This window comes from Thermoleptolyngbya sp. C42_A2020_037, assembly GCF_015272455.1.
GTDB lineage: Bacteria > Cyanobacteriota > Cyanobacteriia > Elainellales > Elainellaceae > Thermoleptolyngbya.
Genome location: NZ_JACYLP010000025.1, coordinates 15,911 through 40,572, shown reverse-complemented (window position 1 = coordinate 40,572; position 24,662 = coordinate 15,911). Strand labels below are relative to the sequence as shown.

General features: G+C 53.9%; 21 protein-coding genes and 1 riboswitch. Of the genes, 7 read left to right on the top strand and 14 right to left on the bottom strand.

What is annotated here, in order from left to right:
* Window positions 1-540 precede the first annotated feature (540 nt).
* The 6 genes from IGS16_RS07405 to IGS16_RS07380 all read right to left on the bottom strand — a co-directional run bounded on the left by IGS16_RS07405 (window position 541) and on the right by IGS16_RS07380 (window position 6,334).
* Complete coding sequence (locus IGS16_RS07405) at window positions 541-1,122, bottom strand: TIGR00730 family Rossman fold protein (RefSeq protein ID WP_297084657.1); 582 nt, start codon at window positions 1,120-1,122, stop codon at window positions 541-543.
* A 32-nt stretch (window positions 1,123-1,154) separates the two neighbouring features.
* Window positions 1,155-2,558 carry a hypothetical protein gene (locus tag IGS16_RS07400; protein ID WP_297084655.1) on the bottom strand — a complete coding sequence of 468 codons (1,404 nt, stop codon included), beginning with the start codon at window positions 2,556-2,558 and terminating at the stop codon, window positions 1,155-1,157.
* A 107-nt stretch (window positions 2,559-2,665) separates the two neighbouring features.
* Window positions 2,666-4,645, bottom strand: coding sequence for a calcium-binding protein (locus IGS16_RS07395; RefSeq protein WP_297084653.1), 1,980 nt, complete (start codon window positions 4,643-4,645; stop codon window positions 2,666-2,668).
* Window positions 4,646-4,845: 200 nt separating this feature from the next.
* The gene (locus IGS16_RS07390; RefSeq protein ID WP_367185749.1) at window positions 4,846-5,229 is read right to left on the bottom strand and encodes a hypothetical protein; all 384 of its coding nucleotides are present in this window, start codon (window positions 5,227-5,229) and stop codon (window positions 4,846-4,848) included.
* Window positions 5,230-5,588: 359 nt separating this feature from the next.
* Complete coding sequence (locus IGS16_RS07385; RefSeq protein ID WP_297084652.1) at window positions 5,589-6,092, bottom strand: DUF5946 family protein; 504 nt, start codon at window positions 6,090-6,092, stop codon at window positions 5,589-5,591.
* Between the two features lie 23 nt (window positions 6,093-6,115).
* Complete coding sequence (locus tag IGS16_RS07380; RefSeq protein WP_297084649.1) at window positions 6,116-6,334, bottom strand: hypothetical protein; 219 nt, start codon at window positions 6,332-6,334, stop codon at window positions 6,116-6,118.
* Between the two features lie 552 nt (window positions 6,335-6,886).
* Here IGS16_RS07380 and IGS16_RS07375 point away from each other — a divergent pair.
* Complete coding sequence (locus tag IGS16_RS07375) at window positions 6,887-10,480, top strand: NB-ARC domain-containing protein (protein ID WP_297084648.1); 3,594 nt, start codon at window positions 6,887-6,889, stop codon at window positions 10,478-10,480.
* A 24-nt stretch (window positions 10,481-10,504) separates the two neighbouring features.
* On the opposite strand, the gene egtD is transcribed toward IGS16_RS07375, so the two are convergent.
* On the bottom strand, window positions 10,505-11,482 hold the full coding sequence (egtD, locus tag IGS16_RS07370) for an L-histidine N(alpha)-methyltransferase (RefSeq protein ID WP_297084646.1): 978 nt from the start codon (window positions 11,480-11,482) through the stop codon (window positions 10,505-10,507).
* 178 nt (window positions 11,483-11,660) lie between these two features.
* Window positions 11,661-12,788: an ergothioneine biosynthesis protein EgtB gene (gene egtB, locus IGS16_RS07365; protein ID WP_297084644.1), complete on the bottom strand. Its 1,128-nt coding sequence runs from the start codon at window positions 12,786-12,788 to the stop codon at window positions 11,661-11,663.
* 235 nt (window positions 12,789-13,023) lie between these two features.
* Between egtB and IGS16_RS07360 the strand changes: the two genes are divergently transcribed.
* Complete coding sequence (locus tag IGS16_RS07360) at window positions 13,024-13,464, top strand: META domain-containing protein (protein ID WP_297084642.1); 441 nt, start codon at window positions 13,024-13,026, stop codon at window positions 13,462-13,464.
* 103 nt (window positions 13,465-13,567) lie between these two features.
* Here the strand turns inward: IGS16_RS07360 and IGS16_RS07355 are convergent, their stop codons facing one another.
* Window positions 13,568-14,278, bottom strand: a complete 711-nt coding sequence (locus IGS16_RS07355) for a TetR/AcrR family transcriptional regulator (protein WP_297084640.1) — start codon at window positions 14,276-14,278, stop codon at window positions 13,568-13,570.
* 319 nt (window positions 14,279-14,597) lie between these two features.
* Between IGS16_RS07355 and IGS16_RS07350 the strand changes: the two genes are divergently transcribed.
* From IGS16_RS07350 to IGS16_RS07335, 4 genes are all read left to right on the top strand, one after another.
* A complete protein-coding gene (locus IGS16_RS07350) occupies window positions 14,598-15,416 on the top strand; it encodes a fatty acid desaturase (RefSeq protein ID WP_297084753.1) in 819 nt (272 codons plus the stop codon).
* A 906-nt stretch (window positions 15,417-16,322) separates the two neighbouring features.
* Window positions 16,323-16,537, top strand: a riboswitch (cyclic di-AMP (ydaO/yuaA leader).
* A gap of 698 nt (window positions 16,538-17,235) precedes the next feature.
* Window positions 17,236-17,988 (top strand): universal stress protein, encoded by a 753-nt coding sequence (locus IGS16_RS07345; protein WP_297084639.1) that lies wholly within the window; start codon window positions 17,236-17,238, stop codon window positions 17,986-17,988.
* A 412-nt stretch (window positions 17,989-18,400) separates the two neighbouring features.
* On the top strand, window positions 18,401-19,246 hold the full coding sequence (lgt, locus tag IGS16_RS07340; RefSeq protein ID WP_068512152.1) for a prolipoprotein diacylglyceryl transferase: 846 nt from the start codon (window positions 18,401-18,403) through the stop codon (window positions 19,244-19,246).
* 170 nt (window positions 19,247-19,416) lie between these two features.
* Window positions 19,417-19,596, top strand: coding sequence for a hypothetical protein (locus IGS16_RS07335; RefSeq protein WP_172354454.1), 180 nt, complete (start codon window positions 19,417-19,419; stop codon window positions 19,594-19,596).
* Window positions 19,597-20,121: 525 nt separating this feature from the next.
* Here the strand turns inward: IGS16_RS07335 and leuD are convergent.
* Window positions 20,122-20,721, bottom strand: coding sequence for a 3-isopropylmalate dehydratase small subunit (gene leuD / locus IGS16_RS07330; RefSeq protein WP_297084751.1), 600 nt, complete (start codon window positions 20,719-20,721; stop codon window positions 20,122-20,124).
* A 126-nt stretch (window positions 20,722-20,847) separates the two neighbouring features.
* Between leuD and IGS16_RS07325 the strand changes: the two genes are divergently transcribed.
* Window positions 20,848-21,639, top strand: coding sequence for a Uma2 family endonuclease (locus IGS16_RS07325; protein WP_297084635.1), 792 nt, complete (start codon window positions 20,848-20,850; stop codon window positions 21,637-21,639).
* Window positions 21,640-21,649: 10 nt separating this feature from the next.
* Here the strand turns inward: IGS16_RS07325 and IGS16_RS07320 are convergent, their stop codons facing one another.
* From IGS16_RS07320 to leuC, 4 genes are read right to left on the bottom strand one after another with little or no spacing between them, the layout of a single operon-like run.
* Window positions 21,650-22,471: an SDR family oxidoreductase gene (locus tag IGS16_RS07320; protein ID WP_297084633.1), complete on the bottom strand. Its 822-nt coding sequence runs from the start codon at window positions 22,469-22,471 to the stop codon at window positions 21,650-21,652.
* A 5-nt stretch (window positions 22,472-22,476) separates the two neighbouring features.
* A complete protein-coding gene (locus IGS16_RS07315) occupies window positions 22,477-22,866 on the bottom strand; it encodes a type II toxin-antitoxin system death-on-curing family toxin (RefSeq protein ID WP_297084631.1) in 390 nt (129 codons plus the stop codon).
* The gene (locus IGS16_RS07310) at window positions 22,853-23,044 is read right to left on the bottom strand and encodes a hypothetical protein (protein WP_297084630.1); all 192 of its coding nucleotides are present in this window, start codon (window positions 23,042-23,044) and stop codon (window positions 22,853-22,855) included. Before IGS16_RS07310 ends, IGS16_RS07315 begins: the two co-directional genes overlap by 14 nt.
* 25 nt (window positions 23,045-23,069) lie before the next feature.
* On the bottom strand, window positions 23,070-24,473 hold the full coding sequence (leuC, locus tag IGS16_RS07305; RefSeq protein ID WP_297084628.1) for a 3-isopropylmalate dehydratase large subunit: 1,404 nt from the start codon (window positions 24,471-24,473) through the stop codon (window positions 23,070-23,072).
* Window positions 24,474-24,662: the final 189 nt, after the last annotated feature.

The following is a 24,662-nucleotide window of genomic DNA, read 5'->3' as shown; positions in this document are numbered from 1 at the left end:
GGCAGCACAGCACGCTGCTCCGCATAATTTAGTGAATGCTAAGGATTACAAAGCGTGAACGCGAAGAGGAGGGGCGATCGCCCTTTCCCTCAAAGCAACAATCCGAGGGCGATCGCCATCAAACATCGGCTCAACCACTTACCCTGCCAGAATAACGCTCCGTTTCAGCGCTGTCATTGGGGAAAAACTGGGGAATTGGCCTGACTCAAAACTGAAAAAAGTTGGGGTAAATTGGGGTAAATTGGGGGGCGGGCGATCGCAGCTTCAGCACTTTACTGAAACCTGGGAGGCTTTGCCAATCGGGCAAACGCTATACGTCGATGCGGACTGGCTGGAGCAAGGGGTGGGGAGCTAGTCTGAACGGCAGAGGCAGTTAGGGTAATGGCGATGAATCGTGGGGCGGCGGTGCTGCCCCACGATTCACGCAAGAGGTCTATTAGATTTTGGTTCTTACTTTGAAACCCTCTGCCAGCGCTGACAGAGGGTTTTGGACAATAGGCTTTTGGGTTTCTCAGACCGTTTGCTGCGGCGAGGGTGAGGCTACTGCTGGTTGCTATCGATCCACTTCTGCACGTTGGGCAACTCGTAGGTTTCCAGCCTGGTGAGCAGCGCGCCAGGGTCGTTATCTGCCAGCACGATCGTTCGATGTTCAGGACGGATAAACTTTTCGGCTGTGGCATGGTTCAAAAATTCCAGCAGCCCATCATAAAACCCGTCCACATTCAGCAAACCGCACGCCTTTCGGTGAAAGCCAAGCTGTGTCCAGGTGGCGATCTCGCAGAATTCCTCCAGCGTACCCAGACCACCGGGCATAGCAATGAACGCATCCGACAGCTCTGCCATCAGGGATTTGCGGTCGTGCATAGACTGCACAACGCGGAGATCGGGCAGCCCCCGATGCGCCACTTCCTTATCGACCAGCGCCTGAGGAATCACGCCGATGACGTGCCCGCCTGCCGCCAGCACCGCATCGGCGATCGCCCCCATCAGCCCCACATTGCCGCCGCCATACACCAGCTCAACGTCGCGCACCGCCAGCTCTTTGCCGAGCAACTGTGCAGCCGCCAGATAGCTGGGGCGATCGCCAAAGTTAGAGCCGCAATAGACACACACACGCTTCATCAATTGAGTTCCTTGATAGCCAAACAACACGCTCAACCCGTCACGTAGGGCGTGAGAATGTCTTGAACTGTAGCAAAGCTCATGTGTACAAAGCTGTCTGCTTTCAGATCTCTGGGGCGCGTATTTTCGACGACCCCCAGTTTTTGCTGACCCACATAGATCCCAGAGTGCTTACCTTCTCTTTTAATATCTAGCAGTTCATACATCATGCCGCTCGACAAGCCAATCTTATCCACACCAGCCCGAAAGTCCTTAATCACATCCACCCCCTTTTCAAAATCCAGCACAAACGTATCGCGCCCTGCACCCCCATAGTAGGTGTCCTTGCCCTTTCCGCCCCAGAGGGTATCGTTCCCCCGACCGCCCCAGAGGGTGTCATTGCCCGCGCCGCCACACAGAGCATCGTTGCCGCCCATTCCCGACAGATCATCATGCCTCTTACCACCGTCCAGAATGCCGTTTGCGCTGCTGCCGATCAGGGTGTTGTTGCGATTGTTCCCAATTCGAGCAGGCGCACTCTGCAATGCCAGAGCCGACAGCGACGTAAATGCTCGATAGGCAGCAAAGTATCTAACCTCGGCGCGATCGAGTCTGGAAATACCTGCCCTTCCATCTCCCCGACTGACGATTATCTCGTTAATCCGACCTAGAATCCTATCTCTGACACGCCCACCGCGACCATCGAGGCTATCATCAAAAATCGTATGGGTTAGCGTGTCATACTTGAATCGCACGATAGAATCAGACACCGAGGAATTGATATCCGCAGGTTTATCTGGGAAAAACAGATTATTGGTATCCACTACACTAATTGAGACATTGATAAATCGATCGGATATAGGAACAGGTGCCTGCACAGTGAGGGGGTTGGGCACAGCATCTCTATTGTCGAAAACTGGGCTAGTTATGCTCCGGATAATCTGTCTGGGGTTGGTGTCTCGCTCTATATCCATCGTGATCTTAAAGTCTGCACTGTCGAACGGCAGCGGATCAAACTTGTCCACTGCTGCTACGGAGATCATTGCCACGCGCAGTTCTGCGCCCGATACAGGCGCACCTAGCATACTCAGGTCATACCGAGCTTCTGTGTTCCGCTCCTGGTTAACTTTCAAGAAGTAAGTTCCAACGGGTAAGTTGCTCATGGCAATGGATGTATTTGTCAAGCCACCTCCCAAGGTTTTAGTTTGTAAAACCTGCCCCGCAGAGTCAAGCAATTGAAAGTTGCCGAACAGAGCACCAGACTTGACCGTCAAGGTGCTATTGAGTTGAGTCGGGCGATCGATCTCAATTTTGTAAAAGTCCACTACGTCTGTGCCAGAGAGTAAGCCGTCTCTTACAAATGCGCCACCTTGCTGACTGGTGATGTCGATTTTTCCAACGTTTACCGCAGTTGATGTAACGTTGTTGCCTTCCGTATCAAAAACCTGTCGTGACATGATGTTGCTCCTTAGAATACTGAATCGTTTCAGTAGATTGTTTTCCCTCAGTTTGGGGGTCTCCTCGTTAAGGATTTAGAGAATTCAGGAATTCAGAAAGACCTGCGCTATGCCGTCACTTGCGGCGTGAGAATATCTTGAACAGTGGCAAAGCTGATGGACTTAAAATCATCTGCCCCCAGGGTTCCGGGGCGCGTGTTTTCTACAACGCCAAGCTTGCGATCGCCCAGATAAATCCCAGAGTGCTTGCCTTCCTTTTGGATATTGAGCTGCTCGTAGGTGATGCCGTTGGTCAAACCAATCTTGTCGATCCCATCTTTGTAATCTTTGATGACATCGACCCCTTTCAACAGGTCGAGAACGAAAGTGTCGCGTCCTGCACCGCCGTAATAAATATCTCTGCCGCGACCGCCCCAGCAAATGTCATGACCTTGCCCCCCGCGCAGCGTGTCATGTCCGCTGCCGCCGCACAGGATGTCGTCGCCGCCCATGCCGGAGAGGTCGTCGTTGCCGCCGCGCCCATCCATAATGCCGCCAACTTCGAGACCCAGAATGACATTTCCCCGGCGATCGCCAATGTTGGTCGGCGGAGTTGATGGATCAGGCGTGGCAATGCGATCGCCTCCTAAACGGTCAGGGTTAATAAAATCATCGCGAGTAATGCGATTGACATCGGTATTTTTCAGAACGCCGATGAGGGTGCCATCGAGCCGGATTTCTACATCCTTATTTTGCTGACGCAGATCCAAATCTTCAAACCGCAATGGGCGCGTTCTGCCAAATAAACTCAGGCGATCGATGCCGTCTTCAAAATCCTGAACGATCGCCCTGGCCCCATCCACGGGTAAGCGAAAATGGTCAGATCCTTTGCCGCCAATCAGCGTATCGACATCCGTATTGACAGGCACTCCATTTTGGAAATTTTTGAAAGTCGATCCGGTCAAGATATCGTTGCCGTCGCCGCCTCGCAGCATGTCATTGCCATCTTCGCCGAAGAGGAAGTCCCTGCCGCTGTCACCATTTACAACATCATTGCCATCGCCTGCAAAGATAATATCGTCGCCAGCCAAGCCTGAAATCGTATCTCTGCCTTTGCCGCCATCGATCAAGTCGTTGACGAGTGTTCCTCTAAGGATGTCATTGGCATCAGTGCCACGAATCGGGGGCGCTGTTTGTCCTGTATTGCTAAATAAGCGCATCTGGCGGTTGGTGCCCACTACAGAAGTCATGATGACATCGAGGTCTCCATCCCCATCTATGTCTCCAATTTCTGGGTTGGCCAGACTACCAAAATTAAGACCCGTAAAGTGGCTATTTCTGACTGGCACAAAGGCGTTGCTAGAAAAGTCAAACTCAAAGTGAGATACCCTGCCACTGAGGTCGCCCACCAGCATTTCTATTAAGCCGTTGCCATCCAGATCGCCAAAGGCTAGCTGCACCGCACCCCTGAGCGACAGAGACCGGAGTGGATTTCGGTTGGTATTGGTCATATCTTCAAAGCCGCCGGGTTCGCTGCGATCGCCGTTTCGATCGTCAACTGCTCGCTGCTTTTCGATAAACCGAATGCCACTACTATTGGTGACAAAAAGTTCGGGAGTTCCATCGTTGTTGATATCCGCGAAGATCAGCTCCGAATTATTTCCGACTCGAATCCCATTCAACGGATTTTCAGCCCCTGTGACCTGCCGAAACTGCCCCCGGTCATTCCGAAAAAAGCGGATCGTTCCATCGCGCTGACCCATAAACGCATCGATGTCACCATCGCCGTCAATATCTACAAAATTGGGGCGATCGCCCGCTTGCAAAGGCAGCGATCGAAAGGGGTTGCTGCTACCTGTCACTCCTTGCAGCTTGCCGCCATTGTTGCGGAAAAACTTAAATCCCGATGCAGTGCGGGCTAACAGATCGGCATCTCCATCGCCGTCAATATCCACAAACTTCGGCGCGATTACCTCAGATTGAATCCCAGCAAACGGGTTAGCCGAACCAGTCTGCTCTTGAAACGGTGTTTTGGGTATATTCTCACCCAGACCGCTATCCAGTCGAATCAGTCGGTCTCGAATAATCTGATCAAGATTCAGAACCATTTCCTTAAGTACCTATGCTACGTAAATAAATCAGCGATCTTTTTGAAAAACGAGCGATCGCCCTCATCCCCAGCCCTTCTCCCCCAGGAGAAGAGGAGCCGGGACGGCTCGGAAGTCCCCCTTGCTAAGGGGGGGGAACCGGAGCGGCTCGGAGCGGCTCGGAAGTCCCCCTTACTAAGGGGGATTTAGGGGGATCAACCCTACGTCATCACCTGCGGCGTGAGGATGTCCTTGATGGTGACAAAGCTGATGGATTTGAAATCGTCTGCCGTCAGGTCACGTGGGCGCGTGTTCTCCACCACGCCAAGCTTTTGGTCGCCCAAATAAATGCCGGAGTGTTTGCCTTCTTTTTTGATATCCAGCAGTTCGTAAACAATGCCGTTGGTCAGCCCGATCTTGTCGGTGCCGTCTTTGTAATCTTTGATCACATCCACACCACGCAGCAGATCCAGCACAAACGTATCGCGCCCTGCACCGCCGTAGTAGGTGTCGCGCCCCGCGCCGCCCCAACACATATCGCGCCCATTGCCGCCATACAGCGTGTCGTTGCCGTTGTTGCCACACAGCACATCGTTGCCGCCCATGCCAGAGAGACTGTCGCTGCCACATCGTTTCCAGCAATGCGACCATCGCGGACAAAAAAGCCCCTGTCTATATTGCCGACGTTGACGGCTCGATTTCTCACGTCATTGTTTTCGGTGTCAAAGACTTGTCGTGTCATTGAAGTTTCTCCTTTGAGTGTTTTTGGGACAAACCTTCCCCCTCCCCACTGCTACGGCGGGGAAAGAAATAGGCAATTCAAACGTTGTGAGTCTCCCTTTATTGAGGAATTGGGTAATCGCGTTACGACTTACGTGGCTTTAGCGGAAACAGGTCAGACGATTGGAAGGAAGCCGCGTCGAGTCAGGAAGTTAGGGCTGAGTGATGATGCAGAATCCAGCTTTCAGCTCACGATCCACTGTCGAATTTGCTGATGATGCGATTCCCAGGCTGACCAGGCTGATCTGGCCCAGGCCCACACCGCCCGTGTGTGGGTTGCTGCATCCTGGGCTTGCCATACCTCCAACACAGTCCTGTCGCCCAGGCATTTGGGTGGAGTTAGCCAGACAAAATCAGATTTACGTTGGGTGTGCTGTCGCATGGCTCTGGTGGCCTGATCCATGTCAAACCCACACTCTAAAACCAGACACAGACTGATTAGATGGAGCGCAACGGACTGAATACTTTGCGGTGAGGGAACGCCTGGATGCTGAACGGCATAGGCATCAACCGTGAGTCGATGAACGCTGGCGTAGGCAGCATCAGAATATTCCCGTGCCAACACGTCGCCATACATTGCCCAACATCCGGGAGATGCCAACAGGTACTCATGGGTTGCTCCACTGCTAAAGAGAACCATGGCACTACATCCAGGGCAGGGTGAGAGTTTTGAGAGTGAATGCGGCATCCTGATACCTCCTGCAAAATGGTTTACGGACGATTGCCAAACCAGTGTTCTTCAATCCAAGTGCAGACTTCCTGCTCGGAATCGCAGATAACGCAATACCCTGTGCGCGGGTCATAGACTTTCCAATACAGCCGACCGTGGCGATCGCGCTTTTCTTGAATCACAGGCTGAGTCGGATCGATCAGCAGCCAGGATGTGAAACGACACACGGTATGCCAGAGTTCGAGAATGCGTTTTGGCATGGTTTGGCGATTGATTTGGGATATTTCAGAGAGCTGTTTTAGCTGGGATTGGGTCAGGAATTTTTGTTGAGTTTGCATGGCTTTTAGATGTTGGAGTGTTGGAGTGATCGGGAAGAAGATTGGCATCGCGAAGCCAAGGGCAGGACAGGGCTGCTCCAGGAAGATTTTGGATTTTGGGCTTAAGTTTGGCGATTTGGAATTTTCGTTTTTCGTTTTTCGCTCTTCGTTAGTTCAGGAAAGCGATCGCCCTTCAATTGCCATGACCATCTGGAAGAAAGGGCGATCGCAAGAGTCTCAAACGGCGCACGAGTACCACAATAGCGACCCATTCCGTGACTGTCATTACAGAAAAACTGGGGAGTTGCGCCATCCTGAAGCTAGGGCAACTTGGGGAAAATTGGGGTAATTTGGGGATCGGCCGGTGTAACAAAGTCTTAAGAAAACCTGGAAGCCATGAAGAATATGGAGTTTATTCGATAATCTCAGATTGGGTTATCTTGGCAATTTGGGGTAAGCTGTTGGCTCTCGGCTTGCAAATTTCCTGTTCGGACTATGGAACTTCAGGAGGCGATCGACCTGATTAATGCGGCGATGTTTGCCCAGGCGGGCAAGTATCTGTCGGATGCCGAGCTGGCGATCGTGCGCGGTGCGTGGAATGGGCAGACCTACGGGGCGATCGCCGAGTCCTCTGGATATTCCCTCAGCTATCTGTCTACGGACATTGGCCCTGTCCTCTGGCGCAGCCTCAGCGCAGCGCTTGGCGAAAAGGTCAGCAAAAATAGCTTTCAGGGGGCGCTGGAGCGCTATCGGGCGAGAACGGCTGCCACCGCCGCCGCGCAGCCTGTCGGAGCGATCGCCCCCACGCCCGCCAGCCCGCTGCCCACGTCCCAGGGCCCGCTCTGCGACTGGGGCGAAGCCGCAGACGTGCGCCACTTCTTTGCTCGCCGCGACGAACTCCACACCCTCAGTCAGTGGATTGTGCAAGACCAGTGCCGTCTGGTTGCGATCCTGGGCATGGGCGGTGTCGGCAAAACCTCTCTGGCTGCTAAGTTGGCGCAGGAGTTGGCCGCGACAGGGGAGTTTCAGTATGTTATCTGGCGCGGGCTTGGTAATGCTCCTCCGCTAGACACGCTGCTGGCGGCGTTGGTGGCGTTTCTCTCCGATCAGTCAGACATTCGAGCGGAGGTGGGGCAGTTGTTGCACTGGCTCCGCAAACATCGCTGCCTGCTCATCCTCGACAATGTGGAAACGATTTTGCAACCGGGCGATCGCGCTGGGCATTACCGGAATGGCTATGAAAACTATGGCGATCTGTTTCAAACCCTTGGAGAAACTCCTCACCAAAGCTGCATCATTCTCACCAGTCGAGAAAAACCCGCAGAGATTGCTGCGTTAGAAGGGATTGGGTTCGTGGTGCGATCGCTGGCGTTGAGCGGTTCCCTGGAGGTGGGGCAGGCATTACTCCAGGGTAAAGGGCTAATCGGCTCTGCTGCCCAGCAGCGGCAGTTGTGCGATCGCTATAGCGGCAACCCCCTCGCCCTTAAGATTGTCGCCACGTCTATTCAAGATTTGTTTGCAGGCGAGATCGAGCCGTTTCTGACGCAGGATACCTTTCTGTTTAATGGCGTTCGGCGGTTGCTGGAGCAGCAGTTTGAGCGGCTATCTTATCTGGAACAGTCCGTCATGTATTGGCTGGCAATCAACCGCGAGTGGACGGCGATCGCCACGCTAGAGGAAGACATCGTTCCTGCTGTCTCGCGCGCCAGTTTGCTAGAAACACTAGAATCCTTGAGCTGGCGGAATTTGATTGAGAAACGCTCAGGCAGCTACACCCAACAGCCCGTGGTGATGGAATACGTGAGCGATTGTCTGGTGGAAAGGATTTCGACGGAGCTGATCAGCGGTAAGATCAATTTTTTGGATCGGTTTGCACTAATTAAAACCACGGTCAAAGACTATATTCGCGAGAGCCAGAGTCGGGTTTTGCTGAAGGCGATTGCCCAGCGGTTTCAGCAGGCGTTTCCAGACCCAATGGCACTGCGAACGCAGCTTTTGCGGCTGCTAGACGCGCTCCGACAGAGCGGTTTGCCGGGGCTGGGATATGGCGCGGGCAACCTGATGAATCTATGCAGCGGACTCAAGGTTGACCTGACGGGGTGGAATTTCTCAAACCTGCCAATCTGGCACGCCGATTTGCAGCAGGTCAACCTGGCGCGGGTCAATTTTGCAGGCGCAGATCTATCCAAAACGCGGTTTAGTCAGGTCTTTGGCAGCATAATGGCGATCGCCATCAGCCATGATAGAACCCTGCTCGCCGCCGCCGACAAAAACGGCGAAATCCACGTCTGGCGATTGTCTGACAGGCAGCAAATTCTGACGCTGGAGGGGCACCCCACCGCCGCCTGGTCAGTTGCCTTTAGCCCCGATGATCGCTTCCTGGCCAGCAGCGGAGAAGAGAGCCGCATTCGCCTGTGGGATCTCGCCACAGGGCGCTTATTAAACACACTGGATGGACACAGCACGACCGTCTGGGCGATCGCCTTTGCCCCTGGGGGCCACCTGCTGGCCAGCGGCAGCGAAGACCGCACGGTTAAGCTGTGGAACGTGGAAGCTGGGACATTGCTCAATACGCTGACGGGCTACGAAGGGCGAGTTTTGACCGTGGCCATCAGCCCCGATGGGCACACCCTCGTCAGCGGCAGCACCGACGGCTGCATTGATTTGTGGAGCCTCGAAACGGGAGAGAGGTTAGCGCAGCTTCGAGAACATGAGGGCCCGGTCTGCTCGGTTGCCTTTAGCCCCGACGGGCGGGCGATCGCCAGCAGCAGTACTGACCAAACCATCCGGTTGTGGGACTGTGAGCCATTTCAAGTGACCCAAGTTTTGTTAGGGCACGTTGGTTCTGTGTGGTCAGTTGCCTTTAGCCCCGACGGACGGGCGATCGCCAGCGGCGGCGAAGACGGCACGATTCGCCTGTGGAGCGCAGCAACTGGGCAGAGCATCAGAATGTTTCGCGGACACGCCGCCTGGGTAACATCTGTTTGCTTTACTCACAATGGGCAAATGTTGGCTAGCGGCAGCCTCGACCAGACGATCCGACTCTGGGATACCCAAACGAGCCAGAGCCTCAAAACCTTTCGCGGCTATATCAACTGGGCGCAGTCCGTCACCTTTGCTTCGACCCCGCAGGCGCAGCGACTCATCAGCGGGCAAACAGACTACACAGTGTGGGTGTGGAATCTGAACACTGGAACGCTAGAGCGAACGCTGGAAGGACACACGCAGGGCATTCGGGCGATTGCCTATGAACCGTCTCAAAACTTGCTCGCCACTGGCAGCGATGATACAACAGTGAAGCTGTGGAACATCGAAAATGGACAATGCCTGAGAACGCTAAAAGGACATCGCCACTGGATACGGGCAGTCGCCTTTAGCCCGACGCAGCCCTTCCTCGCCAGCGCCAGCAACGATCAGACCATTCGGCTGTGGAACGTCTCAACTGGCCAGCTTCATCAAGTGCTGGAAGAACATACCCAGTGGGTCACGTCAGTTGTTTTCAGCCCCAGTGGCAAGCGATTAGCCAGCAGCAGCGATGATCATACAGCTCGGCTGTGGGACGCAGAAACTGGTGAAATCATTCATGTCCTGGAGGGGCATCGCCACTGGGTTTGGTCGGTTGCCTTTAGCCCCGATGAGCAGCAATTGGCCAGCGGCTGCGAAGACGGCACTATTCGGCTGTGGTCAGTGATGACAGGAGAACTGCTAGCGATCCTGGCGGGAGAGGACGGACACACCAGCTCCGTAACGAGGGTTGCCTTTAGCCCCCTGGGTGATATTCTCGCCAGCAGCAGCAATGACCAAACCATTCGCCTGTGGGATACGCAAACTCATCAACTGATCTGCGTTTTGAAAGATCACACAGACTGGATCTGGGCGATCGCCTTTGACCCTGTTCACCATACTCTCGCCAGCAGCAGCAAAGACGGGACGATTCGCCTGTGGAATGCCCAGACGGGAGAATGCCTGAAAACTCTAACAAGCGATCGCCCCTATGAAGGGATGAATATCACTGGAGTCAAGGGGCTAACTACTGCTCAGCAGGCATCACTGAAGATACTGGGAGCGATCGCTGCTGACCATCCTTAATTTGTTGATTACAGAAATTTTTGATTACAGACGCTTTAGGTAATGGATGCTGAAGAGTTGCTGGGCATCCGTCCACACCTGCACAGGTTGAAATCCAGCCGCCATTGCCAGCATTTGAAACTCATCGGGCGTGTATTTGTAGAAATACTCAGTTCGCAGCGTTTCGCCATTGCCAAAGCTGATTTTGGCATCGCCAATGTGAACGGTTTGCTGCGCCAAGCTGACAATCTGCATTTCAATGCGTCCAAATGTTTCGTCGTAGCGGGCGCGATAGGTGAACTGCGACAGGTCAAAATCTGCGCCCAGTTCGCGGTTAATCCGGGTTAGCAAGTTTAGTGCAAAGGCAGCGGAGATCCCCTGAGCGTCGTCATAAGCAGGTTCAAGAATCGCCGCTGATTTCTTCAGATCAACGCCGATGATCAAGTCGCCCAGCACGGCTGCATTTTGCAAAAATGCTACAGCTTCTAGCGGCTCCAGGTTGCCAATCGAAGACCCTGGAAAAAAGCCGATGGTGTGTCGGTTTTGCAATTCGGGAATCTGGGCGATGGGGAGCGGCTGCGTGTAGTCGGTGCAGAGGGCGATCGCCTCCAGTCCCGGATAGTCTTGCGCCAGCGCCATGCAGGCTTCATACAAATGCTGACGCGAAATATCCAGCCCAACATAGGTCTGCACCTGGGGCGCTGCGCCCAGCAAAATGCGGACTTTCTGGCTGCTGCCGCTGCCAAATTCCACCAGCGCTCCATTTCCTAAATGCGTCGCGATTTCATTCGCGTGATCTTGCAAAAGCTGAACTTCAGTACGTGTCAAATAATATTCCGGCAGCGTGCAAATTGCATCAAACAGTTCAGATCCGCGTTTGTCATAGAGAAACTGCGGCGAGATGGCTTTTTGAGGCTGCTGTAGTCCTGCCAAAACGGACGTTCTAAAGTCTTCAATCGGCGGATGAAAGTCGTATAGTTTGACAGGACTGTGACGCAGTTGAGAATTCAAAATGGGAGTCATAATGCTTTCGATGAGATGTCACAAAATCTGGAATTTTACGTGCAAACTAAGAGCAATTTCCTTTTCCATAAACAGTCAGAATAATGAAATCTAGCATTCTAGATGACGTTCTCAGATACAGGAAAAGGGGATGTTAACCCACTTTACTTTGCAAAAGCAGACATGGCGAAGAAGCAGGCTACAGCGTTTTTGAAGCTAGTGAGGCACACGGATGGTCAATAAGCCCTTGCCTCGTGAGGGCAGCATGTGCCTCACCCCGCAAGAAAATGCTGTATTGAGCCAGACGAATGCCGCTGAACTGCCAGCGGGTGCTGGCGGGAAAGAAGTTGCGGTAGGTGGGGCGGATGTGTCCGGGTGGCGTGGCACAAGACCCACCGCGCAAAACCGTTTGGTTGCACATAAACTTGCCGTTATATTCCCCCACGGCTCCTGCCGCCGGACGAAAACCGGGGTAAGGCTGATAGGCGCTCTGCGTCCATTCCCAAACATCGCCATAGAGCTGTTCGAGGGGTGCCTGACCTGCTGCGGGGTGGGGATGCAGGCGATCGCCCTCCAACAAATTCCCCGACACTGCGACACGAGCGGCTGCGACTTCCCATTCCGCCTCGGTGGGCAAACGGCGATCGCACCAATTCGCAAACGCATCTGCCTCAAATAAACTGACGTGGCACACAGGCTGCGTCAGATTGAGCGGCTGCATTCCCATCAGCGTCATTTCCCACCACTGCCCGTCAATCTTTTCCCAGTACAAAGGCGCATTCCATCGCTGGGTCTGCACCGTCGCCCAGCCTTCCGACAGCCAGCATTCTGGCTTTTCATAGCCGCCCGCTTCGATAAATTCCAGATATTCGCCATTCGTTACCAGGCGCGATGCCAGCGAAAAATCCTGAAGATAGACGCGATGGGCAGGGCCTTCGTTATCAAATGCAAAGCCGGATTGCTGATGTCCAATCGTATGAAGTCCGCCAGAAAATTCGATAAATCGAAGAGGTGATGTTACCAAAGCCAGCGAAATTTTTGATGCGGCAGGTCGATAAGCAGGGCGCAAAGGATTGGTGGCGAAAATATGTTTGATATCGGTCAACAGCAATTCTTGATGCTGCTGTTCATGGTGCAGACCCAGGGTGATCAGCTCGGTGATTTTGGGCGAAAGATCGGTGCTAGAAAAGAGCGATCGCATTGCCTCATCTACATAGTCCCGATATTGATAAATTTCTGCCACAGTTGGGCGCGAGAGCAACCCACGCTGGGCACGAGGATGACGATTTCCGACGGCTTCGTAATATGAATTAAACAGATACAGCATTTTCTTGCCTCGTGAGGCACATGCTGCCCTCACGAGGCAAGGGCTTATTGACCATCCGTGTGCCTCACTAGCTTCAAAAACGCTGTAAAGCGTTTATGATGCTTGGGTGATGTTTTTAGATCTGCCTTTTAAAGAGGATTTTGAGGCAACCTTTATGAATACTAAATCTAGTTACACCTCTGCTGGTAAACCAGCGTTGACATCAAAATTGGCGTGCGGGTTAGCGGTCTTAGCGATGGGGCTGACGAGTGTGGGCATCGCGCATCCTGGTCTGGCGCAGGTCAGCGTGGCCCGCCCGCAGGTGGCGCAGACAACCTCCCTCAGTGGGAACTGGCGGCTCGTATCGATGGCTGGGATTGAGCCGGGAGTGCCGTCGCAAGATGTGCGGCTGACGGCGGAGTTTGTGGGCGATCGCCTGTCTGGGTTTGGCGGCTGCAATCAGTTCACCGGTCGCTATCAAACCACGGGAAGCCAGTTGAGCGTTAGTCCCCTAGCCTCGACCCAACGCGCCTGCGAGGGCTTTTTGATGGATCAAGAGTTTCGCTATCTGACGGCGTTGCAGGGCGCTCAGCGCTATGAAATTGATCCCCAGGGAATCTTGATCGTTTCATATCAAAACGAGCGTGAATCGGGAGAATTGCGCTTTGCGCCGATCGCCGTTCGGGGTCTGTGGTAGAGCCAATTCGCATGATAAAGGATTGGGGCTTGAGGGCTTTGACGCTCCATCACGCGGCTTTTTTGACAAATGACTCCACTTCCTCCAACCCCGCGATTTGAAGCTATGGTTTTTCACTGGGATGGGTCAGATTGACTGAGGACGGGCGCTTTGTGGGAGCATTGGGCGGCGTGGCTGGTGGCGGCGCGGTCGGGGGAGTGGATGCGGTGGGCGGTTGGGCGATCGCCCCGTACATAAACAGTTCCACCAGTGCCTCAATAAAACTCTCTCGACTCGGCCATAAATTATTAAATTCACTGGTAAATTCCAGGACTGCATAGCGCAGCAGCATACTATTGAGCAGACTAGCCAATTTTTCGGTTGGCAAGCAAGTTTGTAGCTGCTCATGCTCCATAATCGTCGCCAGGTATTGTGCCGTGTAGCGATTGGCCTGGAGCAACCCCCGTCCAAGTGCGCGTCGGTTTTCATCAGGATAGTGTCCTGCTTCACCAATGAGCGATCGCACAAATTCCTGAATTTGTTCTAGCGCCTGTAGGTGAACATTGGCATAATCTTTGATGGCTTGCGAGGCGCTGCCCATTTGGGTCGATTGTTGGCCTAAGGCCATCCCCAAACGGCTCAGGGCCTCTTTGTCTTGCATCACCGCCAGCAGCAGCCCATGTTTATTACCGAAGTGACGAAACAGCGTCACTTCATTGACACCGGCCTGCTCAGCAATTTGCCGCGTCGTGGTTTCTGCAACGCCCTGGGTCATGAATAAATCCACAGCAACCTGAATCAGGCGTTGGCGAGTGGAGGTGCGTCGATCCGACATAGACAAATGCAAGTGAAACTTGCACAGAAAGGTTGACTACTGCTAAGCTCAGGATGTAAGTAGCACTTGCATTACCCCTACTGTAGCGACATCTTTACCAAAAAGGCAGGATGCACCCCAGCGAGCTAGTTAAAAAGCCATCGGTATCTCTTGTTCAGGACATCTTTTAATCTCCTGCTTGACCGACTTTTTTCTTCTGGAACCTGTTTATTAGCTAAATATCGCGATCGCCCAGTAGGCCTGCAAGCCTCATCACTAAGGATGATCTATGTCATTGATTTCATTTAGCCCCACTCTCAAGGGTATCAAGCTACCCCCGATGAGTTTGGGACACGTCTTTTTCTTTGGGGTGTACCACATTCTTGCACTCACTGCCCCATTCAACTTCTCCTGGGCAGCCCTGGGGGTCATGCTGTTTCTGCACTGGCTCACCGCTAGCATCGGCATTTGTCTGGGCTACCATCGCCTGCTGACGCACCGCAGCTTTCAGGTTCCCAAGTGGCTGGAATACATCCTGGGCACCATCGGCGCTCTGGCGGTAGAAGGCGGCCCCATCTTCTGGGTTGCTAGCCACCGCCTGCACCACGCCCACACCGAAGAGGAAGAAAAAGACCCCTACGCCGCCAGTCTGGGCTTTTGGTGGAGCCACTTGCTGTGGATGATTTTCCCCCGCGAAGAATTCTTTAACAAAGAAGCCTATCGCCGCTTCGCCCCCGACATGGCGCGTGATCCCTATTACCAGTTCCTCGATCGCTACTTCCTGTTCTTGCAAATTCCTTTGGCAGCCGTGCTGTATGCCCTCGGCGGCTGGCAGTTTGTGCTGTACGGCATCTTTGTCAGGACGGTTTTGGTGTGGCACAGCACTTGGTTTATCAACTCTGCCACCCATATGTTCGGCTATCGCAACTTCGACTCCGACGACAACTCTCGTAATCTCTGGTGGGCCGCCCTTTTTGCCTATGGCGAAGGCTGGCACAATAACCACCACACCTATCCCAACATGGCCAAAGCGGGCCTGCGCTGGTGGGAAATCGACATGACTTGGTGGGCAATCCAGGTGCTTCGCGCAACAGGGCTAGCCAAGAAAGTGGTGATGCCGCCTTCCCAGGCGATCGCCAAGATCAGCCCCTCTACCTAAGCCACCTTTGGGTTTCGCAGCGCTCTCTAGCAATGCGAAGAGGCCCTTCAGACGATTCTAAGTACACAAGCCGCTGCCAAAGTTTTCTCCTTGGTAGCGGTTTACATTTGGTGCGTGGCCCTATACGCTGTCTTGTCGTTGTTCTATACGTCCATCTACCTAATCAGTGAGTTGTAATCGGTGAGTTGTAATTGCAATGGCAATAGCAGGCAGCATCCTCAGCGCAAGGATAGATTTGTGCTAATACTTACAATTGATTGTCTTTAAGGTTAAATACTTCTTCATTTTTGCGTGAAGTTCAAATTAAGTCCGTTCCGCTTTTTGTAAAGCGAGTTATAGAGCAAGTTCCAAGCCATTCTCTACTAAAATGCCTGTTGAAATGTTTGGCTCTCTGCAAGCAAATCGCAGCTAGATGCAGCCAGATCATAGATTCAAAAACCTGGCATTTTATGGTCATGATTGAAAGGCTGAGGGTGCCAGATCCTCACCTGCCAGCACTTGCAGACCGCGAATATGTATTCTTTGAAACGAAAATTGAAGGATTTTCGCCAAATTGGCACTACAAACTTAAGAACATCTTAAAAGGCAGCACAATTTGGAAATCTGCGAGTAATCTTATGGACAAGATACCTCCTAACTGCGTCTCCAGCCTCGCCCGCCTCCCTCTAGGCACTGATGGGTGAGGCTGATCTTTTTTAGAACTTAACGATATTTTTTGTTTTGTTGACGATTCCTGACAATCATTGTTAGGGTATGTTTGAACAGCTCTAGATGCATCAGCCTAATTCGAGGTCTAACAATTGTGGTGATTTGCTAAGCTAGCCCTTCGAGATCCTCGTCTCGATCAGGGACTGCCTCTGGGGACATTACTCTATCCGGGCAGCGTTCATGTTTAGCAGTGCGCGATGTGCGCGATCGCCCCTTTGTGCAGCACACCAGAAGCGGAGGAACCATCCTTTGGGGCGTATCTTTCGTGCGGTAGAAGGCAGCTTTTTGAGCTGCCGCGTATAGTGAAACTGGCTTTGTCCAGGTCTCATAACATTGGCTCTACCGTACTCAATGAGGGGCACCTCTCAGCCCTAGCCCGTCAGCTAACTCCGTCGGCTTTGGGAGGAGACTGAAGCAAAGTTATTCAGTGTCCTCAGAACTGATAGAGCCTCCAGCTTGCACACTCTGCCTGCTGGATCGTTGCATGTGGCGTTTTTCTGAGGAGGCTACAAGTGGTTATAGGCGGATATAGAAGTTGGTAATTGGAAACGTCTCTTCTGGAGATGTTCTTCTCAGGATTCTCTGGTTTAGATGGAGTCATTTCAGGCAAGTTGACTAGGGCAGGTTGCTTCACAGAAATGGGGCGGGTCTGCGCCGAGCCTTTTTCCCAGTTCTGGGAAGAATTCATGCTTCTAGGCCATTTGGCCGAGGAGTCTGCCGCTTGTGCAGAGGATTTACCTCTGGTTTAGTGATGGCGATCCGAATCTTTAGCGATCGATCTATAGCGATCGATGTTCTAATGGGCGATCGCCATCAGGGTCAGCAGTCTTGTTCTGTCAGCGTTAGGGAGTCGTATCTTCAAAATTCTGTTTTGGGAGTTTTGACGATGAAATCAGAGTGCCGCTTGTGGAAGGGTTTTCTCCAAAAGGGCGCTGCACCAAGAGTGCTGGCTGAGCAGATGCCGACTGCATTTCCTGCGCTGTCTCCTTTAGTGCCTTTAGTGATCGAGTCGTCCAATCCCTGCCTGATTTCCAGTTTTAGCGGGTTTGGCTTTCTTTAAAGCTTTGTTTTTAAGTTCTGTCGGTCTATTGTTTCTGACGAGGTGAGTATCGTGAAGATTAAGTCAATGCTGATGCGTCTGCAAAATGCCCTGGGGCAGCCTAAGCTGGTGGAGCAAATGCTGCTGGCATCTGGCAAAACGGCGCTGGATGCCGCAGAAACCCAGTCAGATGAGACGGTGAATCTGGTCATTGGCTACAACGGATCGCCCAATAGCCAGGTGGCACTGGATTTAACGCTGTGGATTGCTCACCAAACCCGACTGGCAACGCAGAAGCAGGTCATGGTGCATGTGGTGTACGTGGTCGATCGGCTGCTTAATGGGCGATCGCCCCAACCCTCTCAGAAATCGCAAAGAGCGCGATCGCGCCAAACAGCAACGCTAGAACGACAGACCGAGCGCGTGGGCAACACCCTGACCTTGCCTCGACTGACTCCGGCAGAATCGTTTGTCCCGCTCAGTACGCACATCCACTACCACGCCAACCCAGCTTGCCTGACCGATTGCCACATCAACCCCGCCGAACCACCAGCGCAAAATCTGCTGGAACAGGCCGACTGTATCCTCTGGCAGGCTCGCTGTCTGGCCGAAGAATGGCGCGGCTCTCTGGAGGCACACCTCCGGTTTGGCGCGACGGATGCTGAACTCCATCAAGTTGCCGAAGAAGTGGGCGCGGATCTGATGGTGCTGGGCTGTAGCACCAAAGCTCATCCACTGGTCAACAAGCTCAGAGCCAATACACACTGCCCAATTTTAGGTATCCCAGAGCAGTTGGCGGGGGTTCGTCCGCTGGAGCGCGGATAGGACGGGTGAATTGGGCTGGATAGGGCTGAACAGGGTGCAGTTGGGAAAGGCTTATTTGTCCCGTCTGCGCCCATTGCTTTATGTCCGCTTCTTTGCCAACAGCTTTTGCAATGGGGACAACCCAGCGCCCTTGCGCCAGCGATCGCAGCACAAGCCCCCAACACCCAACCGTCCTGGGGGCTTGATATAGTGAAGAGCGAGTGAGCCAAGTTGCAAAGGGCAGAGTGGAGGGCAAAATGTCCGGTTCAAACCTGCCACCTAAAAACCTGCCACCTAAAAATTTGAGGCTGATTTCGCGCTGCCCTGACCGAGCGAAATCAGAATCCAGTGAACACAGATCCAGTGAACACAGATCCAGTGAACACAGATCCAGCGAACACCTGATAAAGCGAGCGCCATAGACGTTTTGGTTATGCATCCCCCTGTTGACCCCGTTATTTTTGAATTTGGCCCGTTTGCGCTGCGCTGGTATGGGCTGCTGATGGCGATCGCCGTGATTGTAGGGGCAACCGTTGCCAGTCGCGAAGTAGAGCGACGGGGGCATTCCTCCGACGACTTTTGGGACATGCTGATTTGGGTGCTGGTGCCGGGGTTTCTGGGGGCGAGGCTCTACTACGTCTTTGTCCAATCGCCGCGCGATCGCTTGGGAGACTACCTTTCAGACCCGCTGTCCATCTTTCGCGTGTGGGAAGGCGGCATCCATATTTTTGGCGGGTTTATCTTTGGGGCGATCGCCCTCTGGCTCTACACCCGCGTTCGCAAACTGCCCACACTGGTTTTCTTAGATGCGATCGCGCTGGGGTTACCACTGGCCCAGGCGATCGGTCGTTGGGGCAATTTCATTAACCAGGAGCTATACGGGCCGCCCACCAATCTGCCGTGGGGCCTCGCCATCGACTACAGCACCGATCCCACGAAAAACCGTCGCATTCCCCCGTATGACGATATAATCCTGTATCCTGAAAGCACACGATTTCACCCACTCTTTCTCTACGAGTCGCTGTGGAACCTGGCCGGTTTTGTCCTGTTGCTATGGATTTCCCGTCGGTTTGCCCGCCAGCTTCGTCCAGGCGATTTGCTATTGGTCTATCTCATTTGGTATCCATTAGGGCGCTTTTTCATCGAGTTCTTGCGAACCGACTCATGGTTCTTTCCAGGCACACCGTTCAACACGGTACATTTGCTGAGTGCTGTTTCTCTGATTGTCGCCAGCATTTTGCTCTATCGGCGACATCAATCAGCCCCCTCCCAGTCTTAAACTCCTGATATTGACTATCGGCAACACTGGTTTACCAGTCTCCAGAGCAAATTCATGAGGTTCAAGATTGGCAGCCCGTGAATAAATTCACCCGATCAGGTTCAGTCAAAATAAGGAGGTCAGATTCTGTGGACAAGGGTACGCTGACATATAGATAAGAGAGAACGCTCATGGACTCCTACTTAGATTTACTGGTTCAGGAGATCGTTCAGGCAGCACAACCTGAAGAAACGCCTGCCAAACCTAAAAAGCAGCCGAATCCACCCACAGATGAGCTTCCTGCCGAGTCTCACCTCGACCTGTTGCTGCAAGATATTCGCAACATTGCAGATTCCTCGTCTGATCCATAGCTTTGGCGCAGGGGTTCAGGGATTGGGATTTGTTGTATTGAGGACAGATGACGCAACTTCTGGTGCTAGTTGGAGTGCCGTTCGGGTCAGGAGCAATTTGGGCTGAAAATCGTTTGAACGGCATGAAATTTACATGAAATTTAAGTGGGGTTCTCGCTCACTCTGCAAAAGCTGTCCAGTTTTTTAACTCTCAGGATTCACGCAATGAGTGGGTTCTCGCGAGTTGTGCCTCAACAAGTTTTCTAAAATGCAGGCATTCTTTGCAAGCGCGTCAGAACTGGCGCGATGCCCATTTTTTAACGCGATGCCCATTTTTTAATAAGTAGTCGATAAGCAGTCGATACCCTCCCAAAAGAAATTCCCCCGAAACTCAATCGCGTGAGCCTGGGGGAATGTTGAATCAGGGTGCATCTACCACTCCATTGTTCTCAGGCTAGAGGGGAGTATCCGGAGGGTTTTGCAAAGTTCGGAAATTTTTTTGCTGATGAGGCTTCAGAAGTCTGCACCCCTAACCTAGCAAGGACTTCAGGCATGGCTCCAAGCGACGTAGGGCAGCTTTGCTGCTGTGGCTTTAATCTGCTCTGTCTGTGCCACCAGTTGTCCCGTTGCGTCCCAACTGCCAGAGAGAAACATCTGACGCGGCCCCTCACCCATTAGCACTGGAATTGACAGGTCGCCGCAGGTGGCGGTCATCGCGCTCAAATCGACTGTTACCGTTGCCTGGGGATGAGCGGCGATCGCCCCTTGCAGCGCCTTTACGTCGTCGCCTGTCGCCGTGACGCAGGGAATCCCCATTGCCACGCAGTTGCCAAAAAAGATTTCCGCAAAACTCTCGCCCACCAGCGCCTTGATGCCCCACTTGGCGATCGCCTGGGGTGCGTGTTCCCGCGAAGAGCCGCAGCCAAAGTTGCGATTCACCACCAGCACCTCTGCGCCCTGATATTGTGGCTGATCAAACGGATGCTGCCCCTGCAACTGAGCGCGATCGTCCTCAAAGGCATGGGTCCCCAGCCCGTCGAACGTAACGCATTTGAGAAACCGCGCTGGAATGATGCGATCGGTGTCGATGTCGTCGCCCACTAGAGGAATGCCGCGACCGGAAATTGCTTGAACTTGACTCATGATGTTTACCTCAATTAAAAACAACAAAACTCAAAAACCGACTCGCCTATGATGGATGTACTGATGAATGTCTGATGAATGTCCCGATAAATTGCCCCTTTCACCCGCGAGTTTAGCCCGCAAAAGCTCATGGTTCTGAATGCGCCGCGCCCGACCCAATCGCTCAAGGTCACCTGGGAAGCGCTCCCCGATGACTATCGCCTGCCTGATGATCCTGTGGAAAATATTCAACAACCGCTGCTGGCCGCTGCCCTCACCGATGCGCTGGGCGAGGCGGGACTGATTCAGCCAGAGATGTTGATCGCCTCGAACTTTGGGCTGGTGGCGACTGTGAACCAGAAGGTCGTGGTGAAAGCGCCAGACTGGCTATACGTGCCCCGTGTGTTGCCCTGGACGGGCGAGGGCGTGCGCCGCAGCTATACTCCCGTTCTCCAGGGCGATCCGGTGGCGATCGTCATGGAATTTTTGTCGGATGAGGAGCTGGGTGAGTATTCCATTCGCCCCACATTTCCCTACGGCAAACTGTTCTTCTATGAGCAAATCCTCCAGGTTCCCACCTACGTCACGTTTGATCCCTACAGCCAAACGCTAGAGGTACGGCATCTCAGGGACGGAGCATACCAACTTCAGGAGCCAAGTGCCGAGGGGCGCTTCTGGATTCCTGAGCTATCCCTGTTTTTGGGCGTTTGGTATGGCCCCCGGCTGGGTTCTACGATCCACTGGCTGCGCTGGTGGGATTCGGACGGCAATCTGTTGCTGTGGAGCTTTGAGAAAGCCGAGCTAGAACGCCAGCGCGCAGAGCAAGAAGCTCAACGGGCTGAGGCAGAAAAACAGCGAGCTGAGGCAGAAAAACAGCGGGCCGATGCAGCCGAAGCAGAACTAGCCAGACTGCGATCGCGCCTCAACCCACCCCACCCCTAACGCCCAATCCCTACTTCACCTCCTTGATCATGCCGGCCTTGATGAACTGGGTAAATAGCCCATCGGGGAGGAGCTTTCGTAGTGCCAGCAAAAAGGACGCATTGCCCCCGGCGGGATAGCGCAGGCGAGAACTGCCATCGGTGGCGGCAGTGTAAATCACCTGGGCAGTGACTTCGGGCGGCGAGGCGGTGTCGCCCACGTTTTCGAGCTGGGGTAGGACGCTGGCGACGAAGGGATCGTAAGCCGTTAGCCCTTCCCGCTTTGCCACAACGAGCGATCGCGAGAAAAAGTCCGTCTTGATTGGCCCCGGCTCGATGATTTTGACCCGGATATTGAACGGTTCTAGCTCATAGCGCAGCGAGTCCGAAAACCCTTCCACCGCCCACTTACTAGCGTGATAGAGGCTGTAAATCGGCAGCGCCATTTGCCCTGCAATCGAGGCGACGTTGACAATCACGCCCGATCGCCGCTCTCGAAAATGGGGCAGCACGGCGCGAGTCATGTCCATTAGCCCAAACACATTCACCGCAAACTGCTGCTGAATCTGCTCTGGGGTGCAGGCTTCAAAGGGGCCAATCAGCCCGTAGCCTGCATTGTTCACCAGCACGTCGATCTGCCCAAAGTGGGACAGCGTGGTGGCGATCGCCCCCGGAATCGAGGCTGCATTCGTCACATCCAAGGGTGGACAAATCACGCGATCCAGCGCCGCTAGGTCAGAGCCAGCGGGCGATCGCATTGTGGCCGCCACGTTCCAGCCCTGCCGCTGAAACAGTTGCGCCGTCGCGTAGCCAATGCCCGTCGAGGCACCCGTAATCAAAACAGTCTTCGGCACGTTCGCTACTCCTGTAGGGCTGCTTGCAGAATATCTGCTAACTCGTCTTTGTTTAGCGCTCCTTCCACCACGCGAATTACCAGTTGGTAGGCCTCGTCGTCGGTGAAGCCGAGCAGAACCCCATTCAGCCGCAAAAACGCATCCATCGCCGCGAAGGCAGTGCGCTTGTTGCCGTCGATGAACGGGTGATTCATCGCCAGATGATACAAGTAGGCAGCGGCTTGTTGGGCGATCGTGGCGTGCAAAAACTCGCCGCCGAAAGTCGCCTGGGGCTGTGCCAGAGCCGATTCCAGCAACCCCTGATCGCGCACACCCGGACTGCCGCCAAAGCTATCAATCTGGTCAGCATGAATAACTAGCACGTCTGCAATTGAGAGAAATTCAGGAGTTTGCAAGGCGACGATACACCTCCTCCCGCTCTCGCTTGGAAGCGAGATAGGCTTCCCAAACTTTGGGATTAACGCCTCCTGGCAGGTCGTTTTGCTTGAGCGATCGCACAAACTCAAGCACCGTTTCCACCATCGAGTCGGGCAGCGTCTCGACCTCTTGCAACAGCTTCTCGCGATAGGTCATCTTAAGACTCCTACAATTCAGACTCTTAGAGCAGCGTGCGAACGTCCGTTACATGACCCGTCACCGCCGCCGCCGCCACCATCGCCGGACTCATCAGCAGCGTCCGCCCGGAGGAAGACCCCTGCCGCCCTTTGAAGTTGCGGTTTGAAGAGGAAGCGCTGATTTGCCGACCCACCAGCTTGTCGGGGTTCATGGCCAGGCACATGGAGCAGCCCGCATTGCGCCATTCAAAGCCCGCCGCCTCAAAGATTTTGTCCAGCCCTTCGGCTTCGGCTTCTTGTTTCACCCGTTCGGAACCGGGCACCACAAAGGCTTTGATGCCCTCCGCTACATGGCGACCCTTGGCGACTTTCGCCGCTTCCCGCAGATCGCTGATGCGGCCGTTGGTGCAACTGCCGATGAAGCACACGTCTACCTTAGTGCCCGCGATCGCCGCTCCAGGAGCCAGATCCATGTAGGTATAGGCTTCCTGGGCGATCGCCCGATCTTCTTCTGGCAGCGAATCAGCCGTGGGCACGACCTCACTCACGCCAATACCCTGACCCGGCGTGATGCCCCAGGTTACCGTTGGCTCGATGTCTGCCGCGTCAAACACCACCACATCGTCATATTCGGCATCGGCATCGCTGCGGAGGCTTGTCCACCAGGCCACGGCTTTGTCCCACTCGTCACCTTTGGGAGCAAAGTCGCGCCCCTTCAGGTACTCAAACGTCGTCTCGTCGGGGTTCACATAACCGCAGCGAGCGCCGCCCTCGATGGACATATTGCAGACGGTCATGCGCTCTTCCATGCTCATCTGCTCGAAGGTGGTGCCTGCAAACTCGTAGGCATAGCCGACGCCGCCCTTCACGCCCAGCTTGCGGATGATGTGCAGAATCACGTCCTTTGCGTAAACGCCCGGCTTCAGCGTGCCGTTCACTTCCACTTTGCGAACCTTCAGCTTGGCCAGCGCCAGCGTTTGCGAAGCCAGTACGTCTCGGACTTGGCTGGTGCCAATGCCAAAGGCGATCGCCCCGAATGCGCCATGCGTGGAGGTGTGGCTGTCTCCACAGGCGATCGTCATGCCCGGCTGGGTCAAGCCCTGCTCCGGCGCGATCACATGCACAATGCCCTGGCTACCAGAGCCGATGTTGTAGAACCGAATGCCGTTGTCCTTGGCGTTGCGCTCCAGCTCCAGCATCATCTCCTCCGCCAGCGGATCGACAAAGGGACGCGCCTGGTTTTCCGTCGGCACGATGTGATCGACTGTGGCGACCGTGCGCTCAGGAAACAGCACCTTTAGCCCCCGCTCTCGCAACATGGCAAACGCCTGCGGGCTGGTCACCTCATGAATCAAATGCAGCCCGATGAAGAGCTGCGTCTGTCCTGAGGGCAACGTCCCCACTGTATGCAAGTCCCAAACCTTGTCGAATAACGTTCCTCTACTCATGGTGGACTGTACTCCGTGTTCTCCATACCTATAACAATAGTCAAGCCGATTCATTCAGTCCAATATATTTTTTGATTCCTTTTAATATCTGAAAAATATCAGAGCCTGAATTCGATTCCTGGAGTCGTGGCGATCGCCAATTGCCCATCCTGCTGATGAAAAAGACCCATGAAATTTAGAAAAATTTAG